This is a genomic window from Cytobacillus dafuensis (assembly GCF_007995155.1).
Taxonomy (GTDB): Bacteria; Bacillota; Bacilli; order Bacillales; family Cytobacillaceae; genus Cytobacillus; species Cytobacillus dafuensis.
Genome location: NZ_CP042593.1, coordinates 4,060,201 through 4,079,151, shown reverse-complemented (window position 1 = coordinate 4,079,151; position 18,951 = coordinate 4,060,201). Strand labels below are relative to the sequence as shown.

17 protein-coding genes are annotated in these 18,951 nt (G+C 37.3%); 8 read left to right on the top strand and 9 right to left on the bottom strand.

The window, feature by feature from the left end:
* Positions 1–230 precede the first annotated feature (230 nt).
* From FSZ17_RS19490 to liaG, 5 genes are all read left to right on the top strand, one after another.
* Complete coding sequence (locus tag FSZ17_RS19490) at positions 231–1,313, top strand: Fe(3+) ABC transporter substrate-binding protein (RefSeq protein ID WP_057773442.1); 1,083 nt, start codon at positions 231–233, stop codon at positions 1,311–1,313.
* Position 1,314: 1 nt separating this feature from the next.
* A complete protein-coding gene (locus FSZ17_RS19485; RefSeq protein WP_057773939.1) occupies positions 1,315–2,958 on the top strand; it encodes an ABC transporter permease in 1,644 nt (547 codons plus the stop codon).
* Complete coding sequence (locus FSZ17_RS19480) at positions 2,955–3,641, top strand: ABC transporter ATP-binding protein (RefSeq protein ID WP_057773440.1); 687 nt, start codon at positions 2,955–2,957, stop codon at positions 3,639–3,641. The genes FSZ17_RS19485 and FSZ17_RS19480 overlap by 4 nt, the downstream gene beginning before the upstream one ends.
* 212 nt (positions 3,642–3,853) lie before the next feature.
* Complete coding sequence (locus FSZ17_RS23975) at positions 3,854–3,982, top strand: hypothetical protein (protein WP_267128891.1); 129 nt, start codon at positions 3,854–3,856, stop codon at positions 3,980–3,982.
* Between the two features lie 181 nt (positions 3,983–4,163).
* Positions 4,164–5,021, top strand: coding sequence for a LiaG family protein (gene liaG, locus FSZ17_RS19475; protein WP_057773438.1), 858 nt, complete (start codon positions 4,164–4,166; stop codon positions 5,019–5,021).
* 150 nt (positions 5,022–5,171) lie between these two features.
* On the opposite strand, the gene FSZ17_RS19470 is transcribed toward liaG, so the two are convergent.
* From FSZ17_RS19470 to FSZ17_RS19450, 5 genes are all read right to left on the bottom strand, one after another.
* Positions 5,172–5,939 (bottom strand): (S)-benzoin forming benzil reductase, encoded by a 768-nt coding sequence (locus FSZ17_RS19470; RefSeq protein WP_228460238.1) that lies wholly within the window; start codon positions 5,937–5,939, stop codon positions 5,172–5,174.
* 267 nt (positions 5,940–6,206) lie between these two features.
* Positions 6,207–6,953 (bottom strand): ABC transporter ATP-binding protein, encoded by a 747-nt coding sequence (locus tag FSZ17_RS19465; RefSeq protein ID WP_057773436.1) that lies wholly within the window; start codon positions 6,951–6,953, stop codon positions 6,207–6,209.
* Positions 6,950–7,648: an ABC transporter permease gene (locus tag FSZ17_RS19460; protein WP_057773935.1), complete on the bottom strand. Its 699-nt coding sequence runs from the start codon at positions 7,646–7,648 to the stop codon at positions 6,950–6,952. Before FSZ17_RS19460 ends, FSZ17_RS19465 begins: the two co-directional genes overlap by 4 nt.
* Before the next feature lie 200 nt (positions 7,649–7,848).
* Positions 7,849–8,727, bottom strand: a complete 879-nt coding sequence (locus FSZ17_RS19455; protein ID WP_057773434.1) for an ABC transporter substrate-binding protein — start codon at positions 8,725–8,727, stop codon at positions 7,849–7,851.
* A gap of 1 nt (position 8,728) precedes the next feature.
* Entirely contained in the window at positions 8,729–9,655 is a 927-nt protein-coding gene (locus tag FSZ17_RS19450) for a substrate-binding domain-containing protein (protein WP_057773432.1), read from the bottom strand.
* Between the two features lie 614 nt (positions 9,656–10,269).
* On the opposite strand from FSZ17_RS19450, the gene FSZ17_RS19445 reads away from it, so the two are divergent.
* The 3 genes from FSZ17_RS19445 (at position 10,270) to FSZ17_RS19435 (ending at position 13,332) form a co-directional block, all read left to right on the top strand.
* A complete protein-coding gene (locus tag FSZ17_RS19445) occupies positions 10,270–11,022 on the top strand; it encodes a FixH family protein (protein ID WP_057773430.1) in 753 nt (250 codons plus the stop codon).
* A 168-nt stretch (positions 11,023–11,190) separates the two neighbouring features.
* Entirely contained in the window at positions 11,191–11,952 is a 762-nt protein-coding gene (locus FSZ17_RS19440; protein WP_057773429.1) for a DUF4931 domain-containing protein, read from the top strand.
* Positions 11,953–12,156: 204 nt separating this feature from the next.
* Positions 12,157–13,332, top strand: a complete 1,176-nt coding sequence (locus FSZ17_RS19435) for an FtsW/RodA/SpoVE family cell cycle protein (RefSeq protein WP_057773427.1) — start codon at positions 12,157–12,159, stop codon at positions 13,330–13,332.
* Between the two features lie 131 nt (positions 13,333–13,463).
* On the opposite strand, the gene FSZ17_RS19430 is transcribed toward FSZ17_RS19435, so the two are convergent.
* The 4 genes from FSZ17_RS19430 to FSZ17_RS19415 all read right to left on the bottom strand — a co-directional run bounded on the left by FSZ17_RS19430 (position 13,464) and on the right by FSZ17_RS19415 (position 18,804).
* Positions 13,464–14,534, bottom strand: a complete 1,071-nt coding sequence (locus tag FSZ17_RS19430) for a Ger(x)C family spore germination protein (RefSeq protein ID WP_057773425.1) — start codon at positions 14,532–14,534, stop codon at positions 13,464–13,466.
* Positions 14,531–15,619, bottom strand: a complete 1,089-nt coding sequence (locus FSZ17_RS19425; protein ID WP_057773423.1) for a GerAB/ArcD/ProY family transporter — start codon at positions 15,617–15,619, stop codon at positions 14,531–14,533. The genes FSZ17_RS19430 and FSZ17_RS19425 overlap by 4 nt, the downstream gene beginning before the upstream one ends.
* Positions 15,620–15,641: 22 nt before the next feature.
* The gene (locus FSZ17_RS19420) at positions 15,642–17,135 is read right to left on the bottom strand and encodes a spore germination protein (RefSeq protein WP_057773421.1); all 1,494 of its coding nucleotides are present in this window, start codon (positions 17,133–17,135) and stop codon (positions 15,642–15,644) included.
* 700 nt (positions 17,136–17,835) lie between these two features.
* Positions 17,836–18,804: an ABC transporter substrate-binding protein gene (locus FSZ17_RS19415; RefSeq protein ID WP_057773419.1), complete on the bottom strand. Its 969-nt coding sequence runs from the start codon at positions 18,802–18,804 to the stop codon at positions 17,836–17,838.
* Positions 18,805–18,951 lie beyond the last annotated feature (147 nt).

The window sequence follows — 18,951 nt, the reverse complement described above, 5'->3', positions numbered from 1 at the left end:
ATCACAGTAATAAAATTGGCTGTGTAAAAGCTCAGTGCTGAAAATGCTATTTTGTTGTTGATTGGAGCGGAAGGCGCGAGACTCCTGCGGGAGAAGCGAGTCAGAGGGAGACCCCGCAGGAGCGATAGCGACGAGGAGGCTTCCGGACCGCCCGCGGAAAGCGAGCGCCTGCAGCGCAAATCAACAGGGAAGTTTAACATAGTCAAAAAATAATAAAGGTGGACATACATATGAATCTTTCAAAATTACTAAAGCCTTTCATTGTAACTACTGCTCTTACAATTGGCTTAGCTGGCTGTGGAGCAAATAACAGCAGCTCAGAGGAAGAAAAACCAGCTTCAAAGCCTGAAAAAGCTGAGAGCCAAGAAGTAAACGTTTATACAGCTAGACATTACGAAGCTGACGAAGAAGTGTTTAAGAAGTTTACAGAAGAAACGGGCATTAAAGTAAATGTTGTAAAAGGTGAAGCAGAAGAACTTATTGAGCGTTTAAAGCGTGAAGGTGAAAGCACACAGGCTGATTTATTTATTACTGTTGATGGTGGAGTTCTTGCAAATGCAAAGAAAAACGATGTCCTTCAGCCAGTTAACTCCGACATCATCAATAAAAATGTTCCTGAGAACCTTCGCGATGCAGATAATAACTGGATTGGATTATCAACAAGAGCACGTGTCATTGTTTACTCAAAAGATCGAGTGTCCCCAGATGAGCTTTCTACATATGAAGCATTAACAGACGAGAAATGGAAAGGGAAAGTGTTAGCCCGTTCTTCAACAAACCTATATAATCAGTCTCTTCTTTCATCATTCATTGAATTGAACGGAAAAGAGCAGGCTGAGCAATGGGCACAAGGAATTGTTAATAACTTTGCTCGCCAACCTGATGGCGGTGACCGTGATCAAGCAAAAGCGATTGTAGCTGGTACTGGTGATGTAGCAATTATGAACACATACTATGTTGGGCTGCTTGTGAACTCTGAAGACCCTGAGGAAAGAAAAGTGGGAGAAAGCATCGGTGTGTTCTTCCCGAACCAAGAAACAAATGGAACGCATGTAAATATTAGTGGAATTGGCTTAACAAAGCATAGTAAAAATCCTGAAAACGCCACAAAACTGATTGAATACATGACAAGTGTAGAGGCTCAGGAATATTTATCGGCAAATAATTACGAATTCCCGGTTAATGCAGATGCAAAAAAAACAGAGATTCTTGAGTCTTGGGGCGACTTCAAAATGCAAGAATTGGATTTTGATACTTTAGGAGAACATAATCAAGAAGCGATTGAAATCTTTAATAAAACAGGCTGGAAGTAAAATGGGAACAAACTTGAAACGTTTCATACAAAAGGATTTTAATAGCTGGTGGATGATCAGTATTATTGGGGCGGCAATTATTTTGCTGCCCATCCTGTTCATCTTCTTTTCTCTATTTCAGGAGCCAAATGAAAACTGGTTTCAAATTCGCGAGTACTTATTAAAAACATATGTAGCTAACACGGTAATCCTTGTGCTATCAACAGGGATTTTTACTGCGTTTTTAGGGGTTTCGCTTGCGTGGCTTATTGCTGCCTATGATTTTCCGCTCAAACGATTCTTTCGCTGGGGATTGCTGTTGCCGCTTGCGATTCCTCCGTATATTGCGGCTTACACTTACCGAACAATGTTTAGTTATACTGGGGTCATCCAAACAACGCTTCGTAATCAATTTAATTATCAAATCGATCCTGAAATCCTTTCGATTTCATCATTGCGCGGAGCTATTTTCATCTTTACGCTATTTCTTTTTCCATATGTTTATATCATGACGAAAGCTTTCCTCGAAAGCCAGAGCTCATCTTTTTTCGAAAATGCGAGACTGCTAGGCAGGAAGCCACTTTCCATTTTTGTAAAGGTTGTGCTGCCGCTTTCAAGGCCAGCTATTGCTGCCGGAGCAGTATTGGTCATATATGAAGTGCTGAGTGATTATGGCGTAACAAGCTATTTTGGTATTCACACCATTTCAACCGCTATTTTTCAAACTTGGTTCGGCATGTATGATATTGATTCTGCCATGAGGCTTGCTGCATGGCTAATGGTTATTATTCTAGGAATGTTTTTCTTAGAAAGGATGCTCAGAAAAAGACGGCGCTATCATTTGAATAATAAGTCAAGGCCTCTCGTTCCGATGCAATTGAAGGGATGGAAGGCTGCAGTAGCATTTACATATTGCAGCATTGTGTTTCTGCTTGGATTTCTTATTCCATTCATTCAGTTAATCGCTTGGGCGAAGCTGACATTTAGTAAAGTTTGGGATGAAACCTTCTTTACATTATTTTTTCAAACAGTATATGTTGCCGTTATTGCAACGGTGCTGATTCTTATTCTATCTGTTGTGGTCGCTAATGTATGCCGTTCACACACGACGGGTTCATATATTTTAGCAAGATTAACGACATCGGGTTATTCGATTCCTGGTGCCATTATTGCGATTGGTGTTCTTGCCATGTTTATCACACTTGATAAGTGGCTTGCTCCTCTATATTCATATATTGGATTGGGCAATGCACCGCTAATCTTAAGCTTATCCTTGGTTATGCTTATTGTTGGCTACGTCATTCGTTTCATGGCTACAGGATTTAATGCGGTCGAGGTTGGTTATGAAAAAATTGGGACAAAATTTTCGGAAGCATCGAGGCTTCTTGGGCATGGAATGACGAAAACATTTTTTAAAGTGGACCTGCCGCTAATTAAAGGTGCGTTAGTGAGCGGCTTCATTCTAACATTTGTTGAAATTTGCAAAGAGCTTCCTTTGGCATTACTTTTAAGACCTTTTAATTTTGATACGTTAGCAACAAAGACTTATCAGTATGCAAAAGATGAACAAATTTATGAAGCCTCTATCTCATCCTTAATGATTATTGGCATTAGTGTTTTGTCTGTTGTCGTGTTTCAAATGATCGATAAGAAGGTGCAACGATGAAAGTAGTTGAAATTGAAAATCTTACTTTTTCCTATTCCCGATCGGCATCACCAACTATTGACGAATTTTCTTTCTCGATGAATACAGGAGAAATCGTTGGTGTATTAGGGCAGAGCGGAAGTGGAAAAAGCACATTACTTCGTTTAATCTCTGGTTTGGAGATGCCAAGAAAAGGATCCATTACGATTGCTGGCAAACTGGTTGTAAACGATCGTTTATTTGTTCAGCCAGAGGATAGAGGAGTAGGCATGGTTTTTCAGGATTATGCCCTATTTCCACATATGACAGTGAAGGAGAATATCCTTTTTGGGTTATCACGAATGGCCAAGAAGGATCGGAAGCCGCGTGTAAAAGAAATGCTTGAGCTTGTACATATGGAGGACTTCGGTGACCGATATCCTCACGAGTTAAGTGGGGGACAGCAGCAAAGGGTTGCTCTGGCAAGAGCACTTGCACCAAAGCCGAAAGTATTATTAATGGATGAGCCATTCAGTAATTTAGATGCTGATCTAAAAGAATCGATTCGGGAAGATTTGCTTTTAATTTTAAAAAAGGCAAATATGACCTGCATGATTGTGACACATGACCGTAATGATGTTGAGGCCATTTGCAACTATAGCATCACCATGTGCCCACTCATTGCCGAACAGGGAGCAGCAGGTGAAAAATTTCAAACACTTTAATTGATATATATATATGTAACGAACTTGCTTATGGGCGAGTTCGTTTTTTTAAATATATTGTGATTATGATGGTATCCGTTGTTTATGAGTGATATAGAAACCTATCTTATATGACATCACATATAAATAAGCAATTGATGGCAAAATATAGATTGAAACCTGTACAAGGGTTTTACTATTTGTAACATTATCATAACGAAGGGAGTTCCAAAATGACGAAAAAATTTAATAAAGGAAGCAAGAACCAGAACTCACCAAGAGCCAATCAGTCAGATATCGTAAGCGGAGATAATAGTAAAGGAAATAAACGGAACAAGGATCGAAGCAATAAAATAGAGTAATAAAATGAAGCTTCCCAATTGAGGGAAGCTTCATTCTGTTGATTAGAGCATAAATTTATTTTTTACAGATCCATTTAAGTCTTAGGTCTTAGAAAGAAATAATTCTTCGGCTCAATGTTATTTGGTTAATTATTCCTGTAAAATAGAGGTAATATTAAATGAAAGAAAGCAGGGATACCCGTTGAAAAGAATTTTATTCATTTTTTTAGTTTTAGTAGGTCTTTATATTTTGATGACTTCCAATGTAACGAGTTTATTAACTTTTGGAAAAAGTGACAGTGAAGTGAAAGTCACGAACAATATTAATTTATTAGAGGTTAATGTTTCATCTGCTCATGCAAACATCATCCCAGAAAAAAGAAATAATGTAAAAGCAGAGCTTAATGGAAAAGGTAATTTATCCATAGATAAAAGTGGAGACACTATCATAGTTGAATATAAGCAAAGCTGGCTTAAAGGCTTTCAATTTTTTAACAAAGCACCGAAGCTAAATATTTATATTCCGGAAGATTATAATCGCAGCATGGATATTGATATTGGCTCTGGCTATTTAACCTTTTCAGGAACCTCTAAAAAACATCCGATCGAGCTAGAAGAAATGACGATTAACATGAGTTCAGGAAAGGTTGATTTAAAAAACATTAAAACAGAAGAATTTAATCATGAAGGATCTTCTGGAGTGATTGATGTCGATAATCTTAATACTGGTTCGGGATCGATTGATATGAGCTCAGGGATAATAAAAATCAGAAATTATCAAGGTAAGCTTGATGCAGAAGTTTCCTCCGGTCTTTTAGACGTTCAAATGGATAAGCTAACAGATAGCATAGATCTTCAGGCTAGTTCAGGGCAAATTAAGCTCGACCTTCCGGATCATGCAGACTTTACATTAAACGGGAAAAAAACAAGCGGCTTTATCGATTGCGAATTCCCTCTTAAAAATAAAATAACTGAGAAAAACAAAATGACAGGTGTGTACGGCACTGGAAAGCATGCCGTTGATGTCTCCATTTCTAGCGGATTAGTTAAGGTTTATTAAAATAAGCGAAAATTAGATGGGATTCATAATAAAAACTATCTATTAAATTGCAAAAAAAATGCCTCCAAATGGAAGCTGAAAAATAAGGGGGATATAAACTTTCTAAGATTAGTATGGACAATTCGTGTGTTAATTATACACATCAATTGACTAATACTTGTTATTAATAAGCTCATTCACATGATAGACTTTTCCACTTTCGATTGGCTCTCTCATTAACAGGTCTACTAATGCACTGGCAACAACTTTTGCAGGTCTTAGTAGCCCTTTTTCTTTATATTCCTTAAATTTTTCAAGGTCATTAAATGCTTCTTTTGATGAGGATCGAATAGTTCCTTGCATATCTGTGTCCATTATTCCTGGGCTAAAGGCGATAATTTTATGAGATGATCCGATAGTTTCCTGTTCGGCTGCAGCAGTTTTTGTGAACATATTTAGCCCTGCCTTTGTACTGCAGTAGGCACTCCAGCCTTGGTATGGATTTTCAGCAGCACCTGAGGATACATTCACAATCTTCATTTTGCTTTTGATATTATTTAAAAGGATATTCGAAATCATAATAGGAGCAATTAGGTTGATATGGACATTTTGGATGAGCGCTTGATGATCAAGATTCCCTGCTGTTGAGATTGGATCGATCACTCCAGCATTATTGATAACATAAACAACTTTAGAATCATATGATTCTAGAGTTGTTAAAACTTTCTTAAATGTCATTTCAATCTCTTCAGGAAGGGAAAGGTTGCAAGAAAAATGTTGATAGAATACTTGATTTTCTGCTGCTAACTCTTTCAGTCCTTTATTCTCAGTTCTTGAAACAGAGATTATTCCTACTTTTTCCATAATCATTCTTTCTGCTATTGAAGCTCCAAGACCTTTTGAGGCGCCAGTTATGATTGCAAAATTCAATCCTATCACTCCTTTTATTTTCTACTTTAATTAAAACAAAAGATGTAAGGTGAATACTAGTTATTTCCCATTTTTTTGGCTAAAAGGGAAGTTTAAGTTTATTAACGTACTAAAGTAAAGAGTGTGTTCAATTTAATATCTGCTAATAAGATCGCATAAGAAAAACTAAGGCATTCGCCAAAAAGGACTTGGCGAACGCCAAGTTTTTCTAATGGTTTTTCCTTCATCCTTCTTATACTTGTAGTAGGAAAAATAGAAAAACAGCATATAGAATACCTATATGCTGTCATTTTCAAGATTTAGCGTCATTTCGTTTAAAAAGCTAGCCGCTTCATGATTAGGGGATTGGAGTACTTCCGCGGTAAAACCGAGTTGTATAATTTCCCCTAATTTCAAAATGGCCAGCCTATCAGTCAAGAATTTCACTTCCGAAATATCATGGCTGACAAATACGGTTGTAGTACTAGTTTCTTTCAGTATGGAACTAAAATCTTTGATTAGCCTTACCTTTGTAGGATAATCAAGAGCAGAAAAAGGTTCATCCAAATAGAGTACTTCAGGTTCGAGGATTAACGCTCTTGCAAGATTAACTCTTTGTGCCTCTCCTCCAGATAATTGATGGGCGTTTTTCTTTGCAAGGTGGGAAATGCCGAATTTTTCGAGCCAGTATTCAACCTTCTCTTTAATAATAGCCTTTTGCACCTTACGAATTTTTAATCCTGCTGCAACATTTTGAAATACAGTTGTGTCAAAAATAAGTGTTTGTTGCAGAACGACTGCCCATTTCCTCCTTTGTTCCAGAGAAACATTACCGGCAGGAACTTCTATGCCGTTATAGAATATCTTTCCAGATGTGGGTGCTTGCAGGCATGATAGGATTTTGACAAGTGTGCTTTTTCCTGCTCCATTTGGCCCCATAATTCCAAGGATTTCCCCTTGGAAAATCGATAATTCAGGAACAGAGAGAATGGTACGCTCTTTGCTTGTATACTGAATATGATCTAAGTGGATGAGCGGTTTCATTGTTTTTTATTCCTTTGCTGTAAAATGGTTAAGAAAAAGGTAATAATAAATGCCAAGCTCATTAGGATAAAAGAGAGGGCTAGTGCCACATCAAAGTTCCCTTTGGAAACTTCCATCACAATGGATGTTGTTAAAATCCTCGTTTCCCCACGAATATTTCCACCAACCATCATCGCTGCTCCGACTTCAGCAATCACTCTCCCGAATCCAGCCATAATGGCAGCCATGATAGCAATTCTCGTTTCTCTTAATAGCAATGAAACGGTTTGAAATCGTGTTGCTCCTAATGACTTGATTTGGATGAGCATGTTTTTATCGATTTGTTGAAAAGCACTGCACGTTAGTCCAATAACAATTGGAAGAGATACAAGGACTTGTGCCATAACAATTGCATATGGGCTATATAATAAAGTGAGCGAACCTAACGGACCTGATCTCCATAAGAGCATCGTAATCCATAAACCGGCTACAACAGGGGGAAGTCCCATTCCAATGTTGACTAAGACAAGCAGCAATCGTCTGCCACGAAATGCAGTAAGTCCTAATATGACCCCGATCGGAATACCGATTAATGTACTGATTAAGATGGCGCTTAATGAAACCTTTAAAGTGAGCCAAGTAATCTCAAATATTTCAGGATTTCCTGAAATCAGCATTTCGATAGCTTCTCTCATTCCTTCAATTAATAAGTCCATGTAAATTCCAGCTTTCTTATTAGAAAAGCGCAAGCGCCTTGCTCACCCCCGACAAGCATAAGACGGGCCGACAGGAAGGTTGTTCTTTAACCTTCTTGGCGGACTGGCTTATGACCACGAGGGGGTAGGCGCTGGAGCTAGACATTTCTTAAATTCAGAAAAATTAAACTCTTTTTTAAAAAAAGAGTAATTACGCATTTCTACTCAGTATATGGAACGAAAAGGGATTGTCCGAAATCTTCTTTTCCGAATTCTTCAATTACCTTTTGTGTTTTATCAGCAATTATAAATTGTACAAATGCTTCTGCACCTTCACTGTTTACTTTGTCATGCTTTTCAGGGTTTACTTGCATAACATGATAAATATTTAATAGATCATCGTCGCCTTCAACCATGATGTCTAAATCGACATTATCTTTTTGAGCTAAATAGGTTGCGCGGTCAGTTAATACATATCCTTGCTTTTCAGCAGCCACTTGGAGAGTATTCCCCATTCCTTGTCCGGTTTCAGCATAGCCTTTATTATCCGCTGGCGTAATTTCTATAGACTTCCAAATTCCAAGTTCTTTTTTATGAGTACCAGAATCATCGCCTCTTGAAATGAAAACGGCACCTTTATCGTGCAATTGCTTGAATGCTGCTTTTACATCCATGTCTTTAATACCTGCTGGATCTGCGGATGGGCCAACAATAATATAATCATTATACATCACACGCTTACGGTTGATTGCATCCCCGCTGTCTACAATTTCTTGTTCAGCTTCAGGAGCGTGGACAAGAAGAACGTCTGCTTCACCTTTCACGCCCATTTCCAATGCTTGTCCTGTTCCAACGGCGATTGTTTTTACATTCGTATTTTTTTGTTCTTCTTCAAACATTGGAATTAACACATCTAGAAGTCCGCTATCCTGCGTACTTGTTGTTGTCGCTAAAATTAAATCCTTTACTTCCTCTGTTTTTGCCTCTTCAGGCTTTGATTGATTTTTTTCATTTGTGTCAGCTGTTGAATTGGAACAAGCAGACATCATAAATAAGAACACAGCTAGTAAGCTGACTGTAAAAAATTTGTTTAGTTTCATTCTAGTTCCTCCATGCTTTTGTGTTATAAGTGATTAAACCAAACTCCCTGACATCATATCCACCGGATTGACCAATGCTCTCTTTAAAATCTGTGAGTTGAATGATATCCATTAATAGCTGTAAGGCTTTCTCATTTTGCGGTGTCCATCTGAATACAAGGTCAAATTTTTCCTTCGCAACAGGAATAAAGTTTAAATCAAGCTTGCTTGCAGCAGAGAGAATCCCAAACGCTGCATCCGCTTCGCCGTTGCTAATATAAGCAGCAGTTGAGAGATGATTCCATTCTTCATTCTCATATCCTCTAATATCTGATGGTACAATTTTTTCATCAGCTAAAATGGTATCAAAAAGAAAGCGGGTGCCTGAGCCTTTTTGCCGGTTAACGAATCGGACATCCTTACGGGCGAGATCTTTAAAGTTATAAATTCCTTTCGGGTTTCCTTGGGCAGTAATAATGCCCTGCTCTCTTTCGGCAAGTCTCAAAACAGTGATCTTTTCATGAGTAAAGAGCTGCTTAATAATAGGAAGATTGTATTCCTTCGTTGAAGGATCTAGCAAATGAATGGCAGCTACATCGCAATTTCCTCTGTAAAGCATCATTAACCCCTCTAAACTTCCTATAAAAGTAGGTTGAACCGATAAACCGCTAGATTGCCTTGTCATGTATTTAATTAATTGTTCGATTAAAAAATCATGACTTCCAGCAAGACGAAGCTGTTCCTCTTGATAAGGTATACTCATCAGCCTTGAAGAGTCTGACGGTTTCTTTCCATCTATAAAGCGATCAATCTCACTTTTTTCGATTCTCATTTTATTTCCTACCTTAAAAGCAAGAAGTTCCCCACGCTTTATAAGTTCATAAACCGTATTCTTAGATATTTTGAACATTTTTGCGACTTCATCAGGTGTATAGGTCTTCTCTTGCAAACGATCACCTTCTTTCTTAACCCTTTCATAAAATACTAGAAAAAGAGAGAGGTTTCTGTGACTTTTGTTAAGTTTCATTTAGTTTTGTTGAGTTTTGTATGATATTGTCACATTTTGTCCATATTTTTTAAATTAAGGGGTAATACTTATAGGCTGTGTTAAGCTCAGTGTTGAAAATGCTATTTTGTTGTTGATTGGAGCGGAAGGCACGAGATCCTCAAAAATGCATTCGCATTTTCTTCGTGCGGTGAGTATTCGGGGAAGATTATTCAACGTCCTGCGGGAGAAGCGTGTCAAAGGGAGACCACGCAGGAGCGCTCTTCGACGAGGAGGCTCCCGGACCACCCGCGATCGCTAAGTGCCTGCAGCGGAAATCAACAGGGAAGTTTAACACAGTCAGCTAATAAGATAGTATAAGTTTATTTGCGTACTATAGAGTATGTGACGTTTCAATAGTAACTTTGCTAAAATGATTGTATAAATAAAACTAAGGTAATCGCCGAAGGATGTAGTGAAAGAGAAGTTTTTCTATTATACGAGGAAATTTCATTTTTTTATCACAATTAAAGTCTATAGTGTTACTATGACGATTTATTTAGAAAGTGGGAATAATTTTGAAAAAATGGATGACGGTTTTATTAATGAGCTCAGTATTATTAGCAGGGTGTGGTAATACGGGGCAAGAAAAAAATAATGGGGATCAAAATGACGCTGAATTACCAGCTATTATTGAAGCCGTGATTGATATTCCTGAAAAAGCAGAAGTTGGTAAGGAAACAGAATTAGCCGTTACGGTTAAGCAAGGGAAAGAATTAGTTGAAGATGCAAGCGAAGTGAAGTTTGAGGTTTGGAAAGAAGGACAAAAGGATTCAAGTGAAAAGATTGAAGCTAAGCATTCTGAAAAAGGGAAGTATATAGCTAAACACACCTTTTCTGAAGATGGAGTCTACAATGTTCAATCCCATGTAACAGCAAGGAATATGCATACAATGCCAACAAAAACCATTCAAGTAGGAAATGTGGAAGCTGCTCAGCATGAACATAATGAACAAGGTGATGAGCATGGTCAGTATCACGGTGACGTGTCTATTCATTTGCAAAAACCAGAGCAAGTAAAAGCATCTCAGCAAATCCCTTTAGCTGTTCACTTACAAAAAGACAATAAACCGCTTACGAAAGCAAATGTTCGACTTGAAATATTCCAGAAGGATTCCAATCCAGCATGGGTCGATATGACAGAGGGAGAGAATGGGGAATACACAACTGATTATCAATTTCCGGCAAGTGGAAATTATACTGTAAGAATTCATGTGGAAAACGATGAAGGACTTCATGAGCATACAGAAGAAGCTGTAACTGTTGAATAGTGACTAATTGCGCATCGATTAAGGTGCGCTTTTTTCTTTGCAAAAAAGAAGGTATTCTCCAGAAGGATTTGGCGAACGCAATAATTTTCTAACAATACATTCCTCTCGCCAATTAGATATTAATTCAATAGAATAAGAGTAGACAGAAGAAAAGCAGGTGGATTTATAATGAGTCAAACTCATCTATTTTTTAATACAGGTATTGGACGAAAAAAACCTAATAGTATTAGAGATAAAGAACAAAGCTGTCCTTTTTGTGAAAGGGAGAAGCTGACAGATATTTTAGCGGTAGATGGGTCTATTATATTATTAAAAAATAAATATCCCGTTTTGGAAAATACGTATCAAACAGTATTAATTGAAACCGATGATTGTCATGGGGAGTTATCTATCTATCCAGAAGATCATCTAATAAAACTGATTCGATTTGGCTTAACCCACTGGCTTGAGATGTCAGAATCCGAGCAATATCAATCCGTTATTTTCTTTAAGAATCATGGTCCGTTATCTGGAGGAACGATTGCCCACCCCCATATGCAAATCATTGGACTCAATGAGATTAAATATGAAGACAAGGTGCAAGCGTCCGATTTTGAAGGGTTAACCATACATGAAAAAAATGGGACGGTTTTTTCCATTTCTACTGCCCCAAGAGTGGGCTTTTATGAGTTTAATGTAAAGCTTAGGGATATCTATGATCTTACATCATTTTCTAAATACATTCAGATTGCTGCACATTATATTTTAAATAATTTCCCGTTTTTTTGTGGTAGCTATAATTTGTTTTTCTACCAGTTGAACGGTGATATTTATGCAAAAATTGTTCCGCGATTTATTACAACGCCATTATTTATTGGGTATTTTATTCCACAAGTACCAAATAATATAGAATGGATGAAGGAAGATATTCGCGAGCACTATTTTGGATAATAGCAATTATCACCAATCACAATCTTGAAGTTGTGAATTGCGTTGATAATTAATATAATGAAGTGTTGATATAATTTAAAAGATACAAGAGATAAATTTTGGTGAGTTTGAGAAATATCTAGCTCTAGCGCCTTCCCATCACAGGAGCAATTGTCCTTTGATTGTTCCAAAGGCGCTTTAAGCTTTTCTGTCGAGGAGATTGATATGACTTCTAATAAAACAACAAACCCTCCTAAGCTAGATTATAGTCTAGTATTGATATTATTTTTATTATTTTTAGTAAGCTGTATTTCTATTTATAGTGCACAGACGACAGGGCAATATAGTGAGAATTTCCTTTTAAAACAAATTGTTTGGTATATAGTTGGTACGGGTATTATTGCGGCAGTTATTACGCTTGATTCAGAGCAGTTAAAGAAGATTTCTTGGTATGCATACGGCTTTGGATTATTCTTGCTTGGTTTCTTAATTGTGGCACCTAGTAGTATCGCTCCTGTTATTAATGGTGCCAAAGCTTGGTTTATAGTCCCAGGGATGGGCTCGTTACAGCCATCAGAGCTTGTAAAGGTCTTTATTATTCTTGTCCTTGCGCGTGTAATTGATGAGCATCATCATAAGAATCCAATTAAAACAATCCAAACCGATTTTTGGCTTCTCATCAAGATAGGCTTTTTTACAGGCTTGCCTCTTTTGCTTGTGATGCAACAGCCTGATCTTGGTACGGGCCTTGTCTTTATTGCGATCATGCTCGGGATGATTTTTATTTCTGGTATTACATGGAAGATTCTTGCGCCTATTTTTGGAACGGGTATAACGCTAATTTCGGGTATTATGTACTTAGTTCTTGCGAAGCCTGAGATTTTAGAGAAATATTTTGGCGTTAAGGAATATCAATTTGGCCGTATTTATTCATGGATCGACCCATATAATTACCAGAGCTCTACAGGATTTCAATTAACGAGGTCTCTTCTTGCGATTGGATCAGGGGAAACAAGTGGAAAAGGCTATGGAACAAGGGAAGTTTATTTGCCGGAGAGCCATACAGACTTCATCTTCAGTATTATAGGCGAAGAGTTTGGTTTTATCGGGGCTAGTCTTGTTGTAAGTTTGTTCTTCCTTCTTATTTATCATATAACGAAGGTGGGGATGGAAACGAAAAATAACTTCTATACTTATATTTGTGTAGGGGTTATTAGTATGATTACCTTCCACGTCTTCCAAAATATTGGTATGACAATTGGTGTACTGCCGATTACAGGGATCCCCTTGCCATTCATTAGCTATGGCGGCAGCTCGCTTATGGGGAATATGCTTGCGATTAGCTTGATTTTTTCTATTCGCTATCACCATAAAAAATATATGTTTTCTAATAGTGATTAATTAAGAAAAGTTCAGGGACAAAGGAGTTGTTCCATAAGGTGTCTGGCATTCACATAATACACTTTATCCAGAAGCTTGTTGGTACTGGATATTGTTCGTGGTGCCAGACACCTTTGCTTTTGGGACAACCTTTATTCAATTACGCCGGTTTCTAAAATTTTGACGTCGGCATTTATTTTAAAAGTAAGATTTTGATAATCTTTTTTCCAATTCTTATCATAATTATACCCTCGGATACTCTTTCGATGTAAATAGCCAAATCCAATTGGATCGATGTCTAGTTTCTGAAAATGTTTCACCAATTTCATACATTCCACTTCTATTTCTTTTTCAAGTTTTTTGTCAATTTGATCTACAATGGCCTGCGTTAGCTTTATTCCGGTATACTCCCGAATTTCTCCTCTTATTTTAATTTGAATATTCACCTGAGAGCGGTCTTCTTTCGAAAGTTTATACTTATGTTTAGACCTTATGCTTCTTACCGCACTTTTCCTTCCTTTTCCTATATTTACATCAAAACTGCCTTCACCACTATGTCTATCTGCCAATAGCTTAAAAAAGAACATTTTTTCTTTAGGCAGGACATAGGCTTCTCTATCCCCTCTAAAAAGGCTTAATCCGCTTATTTCGACCTGTGTTTTATTTAACCTCCTTAGTTCCGGAAGATAAGGATCCTTTCCTTTTATATAAAAGTCTCTTAAAAAAACGTGTAAATTTGTTACTGGCACATCCTTCTGGTTAATATTATGTTCAATGAGTGTATATAAATAATTTGAAACTCCTTGTGGTCCATAATCACCCTTTATTATTTCCAGTGCACTCCCATGGGAGGTTGCAAGAAAGTTTCTTGATCCAATGCTCGCATCTCTTTGATAAGTATCTACGAAATCTACAATCCCTTTATCAGCAAGTTTATCTCCAAAAATCGTGATCAGTAGACCTCCAGTAACAAGATCCCCAGAGGTTTGCTTTTGTATATTCAATAATAAATCCCTTCTTAGACTGCCTTCTGTCGTAAAGACTTTATTTATTATAGTTTTATCAGGAAGATAATCTTGAACAAGGATAGCGCCAATAAACTCATCCTTTTTCAATTGGTCAAATGCTGCCGCTGTTTCAATATCAATTTCATCAATAATTTTCTCTTGCACACAGCCTGTCATAATAAGTAGAAAAAGGACCGTGAATGGAATTTTTTTCATTTTTCTTTCACCTTCTTTGCAATCATGATGCAAATGTATAATAAAGGAATATAAATAAAGGTAAAGCCAAATCCCATTTTTCCAGTAAAATTATTTAATACGTTAATCTTTTCACGAGTATCAATAAAACTGATAATGATTAACATAAAAAGAGCAATAATAACGACACCATTTCTATGCTTGAGGTGAAAAATTCTTTTTATAAGTCTAGAGGCAACCCAGATTGAGACACAAACATTAGGCAGAATGACTAAATTCCAACTGGCAATTCCGATATACTCAAATCGTTCAACAAATGGCAATTGCACTATTTTCCACATTGTTAATGTCGCCCAAATGGACTTTTCAATCTTTAGCTCTGAGAAATAAGCAATGGCCAAGATCATTAATCCCGTATATAAGAGTGTAGATGTTAACAATGCAAAATGTGCCCACTTTTTGGATTTTTGCGGTTCTTTAATAAATGGATAAAAAAATAAGATTATTTCAAAGCCGACAAGAGTCAGTGACATTTGGTATGAGCCTAGTATGATGTTTTTTATCGAAGTGTCAAATATAGGCAATAGGTGACTAAAATCTGCATATTTAATGTTATAGCCAAATGTAAGAAACAAGTATGAGGGGATGACAAGCCCGAAAAAGGCAATACCAACAACGACTCGAAATCCACCATATATAATATAAATACATAGGATCATGAATGCGAATGTGAACCAAAAAGTGCTTACTTCTGGAAACATCCATACTTGGATGACCTCAATATAAGATCGAAGAACAGTTAATGCATAAATGAAAAAGTAGGGGATAAATAGGGAGCTTATTATTTTCCCTACTATTTTCCCCACTACATATTCATGGGCTGTAACGATATCCCCGTTCACCTCTTCGGCAATTTTATAAATCATCCAAACAATAATATGCAAGAGTAGACCAGCTAATAATACAGAAATCCAAGCATCCTGATAGGAATATTTAGTGACACTTCGCTGATATCCAAGAATGCCAATCCCAACTTGCATGGAGGCAACCATAAAATAAACTAAGGAAGGGGAAATCTTAAATTCTTCAGGTATTTGCTCCTGCATAAACTATTAGTCACCTCCAATACTACTCATCGATGTCTTTTTTCATATGAGCCTTTTCTTTATTAAAACGGGTACGATTTTTCGTGTGTAAATAATAGGGACGTAAGGACTGCTCACTAAAAGGAAGCCTAATAATTGAATCCTTTAAATCTTTAATTCTTGGTGGATAAATAGGCTGAAAATACGGACGTCCAAGTGAAGTAAGACGTAATAAATGTGTTAGTAAGAAACAGGTACAAAATACAATTCCAAGTAAACCCCAGAGTTGTGCAAAAAGCAAAAATGGAAAGCGTAATAAGCGAATTGTATTTGCCATCTTGTAAACCGGTGTTGTAAAGGAAGCAAGAGCAGATAAGGCAATGAAAATTAAAAGAATATTACTCGTCAGCCCCGCTTCTACAGAAGCTGTCCCAATAACAATTCCTCCAACGATACCGATTGTTTGCCCAACCTTCGTGGGCAGTCTTGCACCTGCTTCTCTTAAAAGCTCGATCGTCAGTTCAAGAAATAAAGCTTCAAGGATCGGCGGAAGAGGCACCACTCTTCTGGATGCAATTAAGGTTCCAATCAAGTCTCGTGGAATCAATTCGTAATGATAGGTAAGTACGGCCACATAAAGCGGTGTTATTTGAATTGAGAATATAACTGCGAATAGACGGATTAGTCTAAAAAAGGAAGATAATATCCAATTAAGTAAATAGTCTTCGAACGATCCAAAAAATTCTACTAAAGTTGTTGGCGTGATTAATGCATGAGGAGAACCGTCTACCATTATGACAACCTTTCCTTCAGCCAGAACACTAGAAACCCTATCAGGTCTTTCTGTATCCAGTAACTGTGGAAATGGAGAATTTGAGTTATCACAAATGAGCTGAACAACAAAGGAACTATCCGTAATCGCATCAAACTCGATACTTGTAATTCGCTCCCTCACTGTATTAACATTTTCTTCATCTGTGATTCCATCCATATAAAGAATGGCAATTCGTGTTTTGGACAGGCTTCCCAAAGTATATTCCTCAACAATCAGTTCTTTTACTGGCAGTCTTTTCCTCACGAGATTTATGTTTTGACCGATCGATTCAACAAAGGCTTCTTTTGGTCCAATGACTGAAAATTCTATTTCTGGCGTCGTTATTCCACGAACAATTTCCTTTTGTGCTGCAATGAATCCAAACCGATCTTCGTTAGAGTTCAGAGTCAGCATTAAATACCCATTAAGTAATTTTTGTTCAATTTGGGAAGGATCATTCGATATTTCCAAATCTGCCAATGGAAGGATCTTTTTGATATCATCAATGGATTGCAACTCATCTTCTAATAAGTTTGGTAATACACTTTGCTGGATAATCTGTTCATCGACTAATGATGAAACAAAGGTTAGAGAAAAAGGGATATTTGTATTTTTGTTGATATGAAAGGACTTTTTAAAGTCCTTAGATTTTTCTAATGTTTTCTCCCATTCGCTTTGTTTGCGATCATTTTGAGTTTGGTTTTTTTTTATCCACTTTTTCATAAAATCACCATCATATTTGTCATTATGTTTATTGTTACCGTAAGTGGAAGGTTTATGAATAGAATTAGGAGAAGAATTGAAGTTTAAACAAGTGTATGATAAACCTGTTGATTTCCACTGCAGGCACATAGCGATCGCGGGCGGTCTGGAAGCCTCCTCGTCGAAGAGCACTCCTGCGGGGTCTTCCTTTGACTCGCTTCTCCCACAGGACGTTGAATAATCTTCCCAGAATACTCAGCGCACGAAGAAAATGCGAATGCATTTTTGAGGATCTCGCGCCCTCCGTTGCAATCAACAACAAAATAGCATTTTCAACACAGAGCTTTAACACAGCCATAAATAAAAAGAATCCGTATTTTAATACGGATTCTTTAGTAGGGAGGGATCTGGCTCCAAAAGGGGTAAGGAGCACCGAAATATAGAAATTTATCGCAGATTAACGGGCAGTAAGACCCCCACTTCAAGGATTCGCGTATGCAAAGAAGAGTAAGTGGGGGATCAACTGCCCGTAAATGCCCGTAAAATGAACACAGACTAAAAGCGCCACATCGTGTGGCAACGTCTGTGTGACCCACTTCCTGTGGGCCGCAACTAACCATCAGTGGGGGATGAAGGCCGACTAAGAACGCCACGTCCTGTGGCAACGTCGGCACTAGCACGTCCTGTGCGTCGAAAAACCCTCACTGATGGAAGTTTCACTTTATTTAAGGAAAAATTCCTCAATATCATCAAGCATTAAATTTGCAGCAATAACACCGCCTGCTGTATTCCAAATAACGTCATCTACTTTGTGAACATTTCCTTTTTGAGCAACTTCAAGCTTTTGGAATAATGGATCCTCTAACCAGTCTTTTTCAATTTGGGTTGCTTCTCCATCACCCGTTTCATATGTAAAATAGAAGAGTACATCTCCATCCATCAAAGGAATTTGTTCTTTTGTTAAATTTCTAATCGCGAATTCATCTACATTTTGGCTATCAGGTCGTTGGAAACCAAGCTGATCCAATATTACACCAGAAAATGTATCTTTCTGATAAATACGCACATCTCCTGGCATGAAACGTACCATTGAAATTTTTGTATTAACCTTGTCACCTAACATTTCCTTCAAATCATTGATGCGTGCATCATAGGCGGCAATAACTTCTTTTCCTTTTTCTTCTTTATTTACAGCTTTTGCATATAGTTCAAAGTTTTCTTTCCAGTTGCCGCGAAGTGTCTCTGCAAAGACAGTAGGAGCAATAGAGTTCAATTGGTCATAAATTTTTTCATGACGCATTTTGTTACCAATAATTAAGTCTGGCTTTAAAGCTGCTACTGCTTCAACATTTACCTCAAGCTCTGTTCCGACAATCTTCACATCTTTCAGCTTGTCTGCAACATGATCATAGAAAGTATCTTGTGTATTAGGCTTTACAGCACCCACCGGCTTTACTCCTAGTTCTAAAAGAGCTTCCGTACCTTCACTTGTCAAGATCACGACTCTTTCAGGTGTTTTCTCAATCGAAGTTGATCCCATTGCATGCTCAACTGTATAACCAGTACTTTCAGCTTTGCTGTTATCGGTTTCGCTTTTTGATGTTTTTTCTTCTTCGCTATTGCTGCAAGCAGTTAAAGCGAAGATCATCATCATAAATAGGACAGGTAAAAGCTTTTTTAAATTCTTCATTATTTTCCTCCATAAGCTGTTAATGATAATCATTTTCAATTACAAACTAATCATAAAATGGTTTTCACACATTGTCAACAACTAAATGAAAATGATTATCATGATCATTGACAGTTCAAGGTAAATAAGTTTCAATAGAATTAAAAA

Excerpts from the sequence above, each read along its gene's own strand:
- FSZ17_RS19485 (WP_057773939.1), top strand. The coding sequence starts at position 1,315 with ATGGGAACAAACTTGAAACGTTTCATACAAAAGGATTTTAATAGCTGG.
- FSZ17_RS19430 (WP_057773425.1), bottom strand. The coding sequence starts at position 14,534 with ATGAAAAAAATTCCATTCACGGTCCTTTTTCTACTTATTATGACAGGC.
- FSZ17_RS19455 (WP_057773434.1), bottom strand. The coding sequence starts at position 8,727 with ATGAAACTAAACAAATTTTTTACAGTCAGCTTACTAGCTGTGTTCTTA.
- FSZ17_RS19465 (WP_057773436.1), bottom strand. The coding sequence starts at position 6,953 with ATGAAACCGCTCATCCACTTAGATCATATTCAGTATACAAGCAAAGAG.
- FSZ17_RS19490 (WP_057773442.1), top strand. The coding sequence starts at position 231 with ATGAATCTTTCAAAATTACTAAAGCCTTTCATTGTAACTACTGCTCTT.
- FSZ17_RS19425 (WP_057773423.1), bottom strand. The coding sequence starts at position 15,619 with ATGCAGGAGCAAATACCTGAAGAATTTAAGATTTCCCCTTCCTTAGTT.
- FSZ17_RS19480 (WP_057773440.1), top strand. The coding sequence starts at position 2,955 with ATGAAAGTAGTTGAAATTGAAAATCTTACTTTTTCCTATTCCCGATCG.
- FSZ17_RS19415 (WP_057773419.1), bottom strand. The coding sequence starts at position 18,804 with ATGAAGAATTTAAAAAAGCTTTTACCTGTCCTATTTATGATGATGATC.
- FSZ17_RS19440 (WP_057773429.1), top strand. The coding sequence starts at position 11,191 with ATGAGTCAAACTCATCTATTTTTTAATACAGGTATTGGACGAAAAAAA.
- FSZ17_RS19420 (WP_057773421.1), bottom strand. The coding sequence starts at position 17,135 with ATGAAAAAGTGGATAAAAAAAAACCAAACTCAAAATGATCGCAAACAA.
- FSZ17_RS19435 (WP_057773427.1), top strand. The coding sequence starts at position 12,157 with ATGACTTCTAATAAAACAACAAACCCTCCTAAGCTAGATTATAGTCTA.
- FSZ17_RS19460 (WP_057773935.1), bottom strand. The coding sequence starts at position 7,648 with ATGGACTTATTAATTGAAGGAATGAGAGAAGCTATCGAAATGCTGATT.
- FSZ17_RS23975 (WP_267128891.1), top strand. The coding sequence starts at position 3,854 with ATGACGAAAAAATTTAATAAAGGAAGCAAGAACCAGAACTCACCAAGA.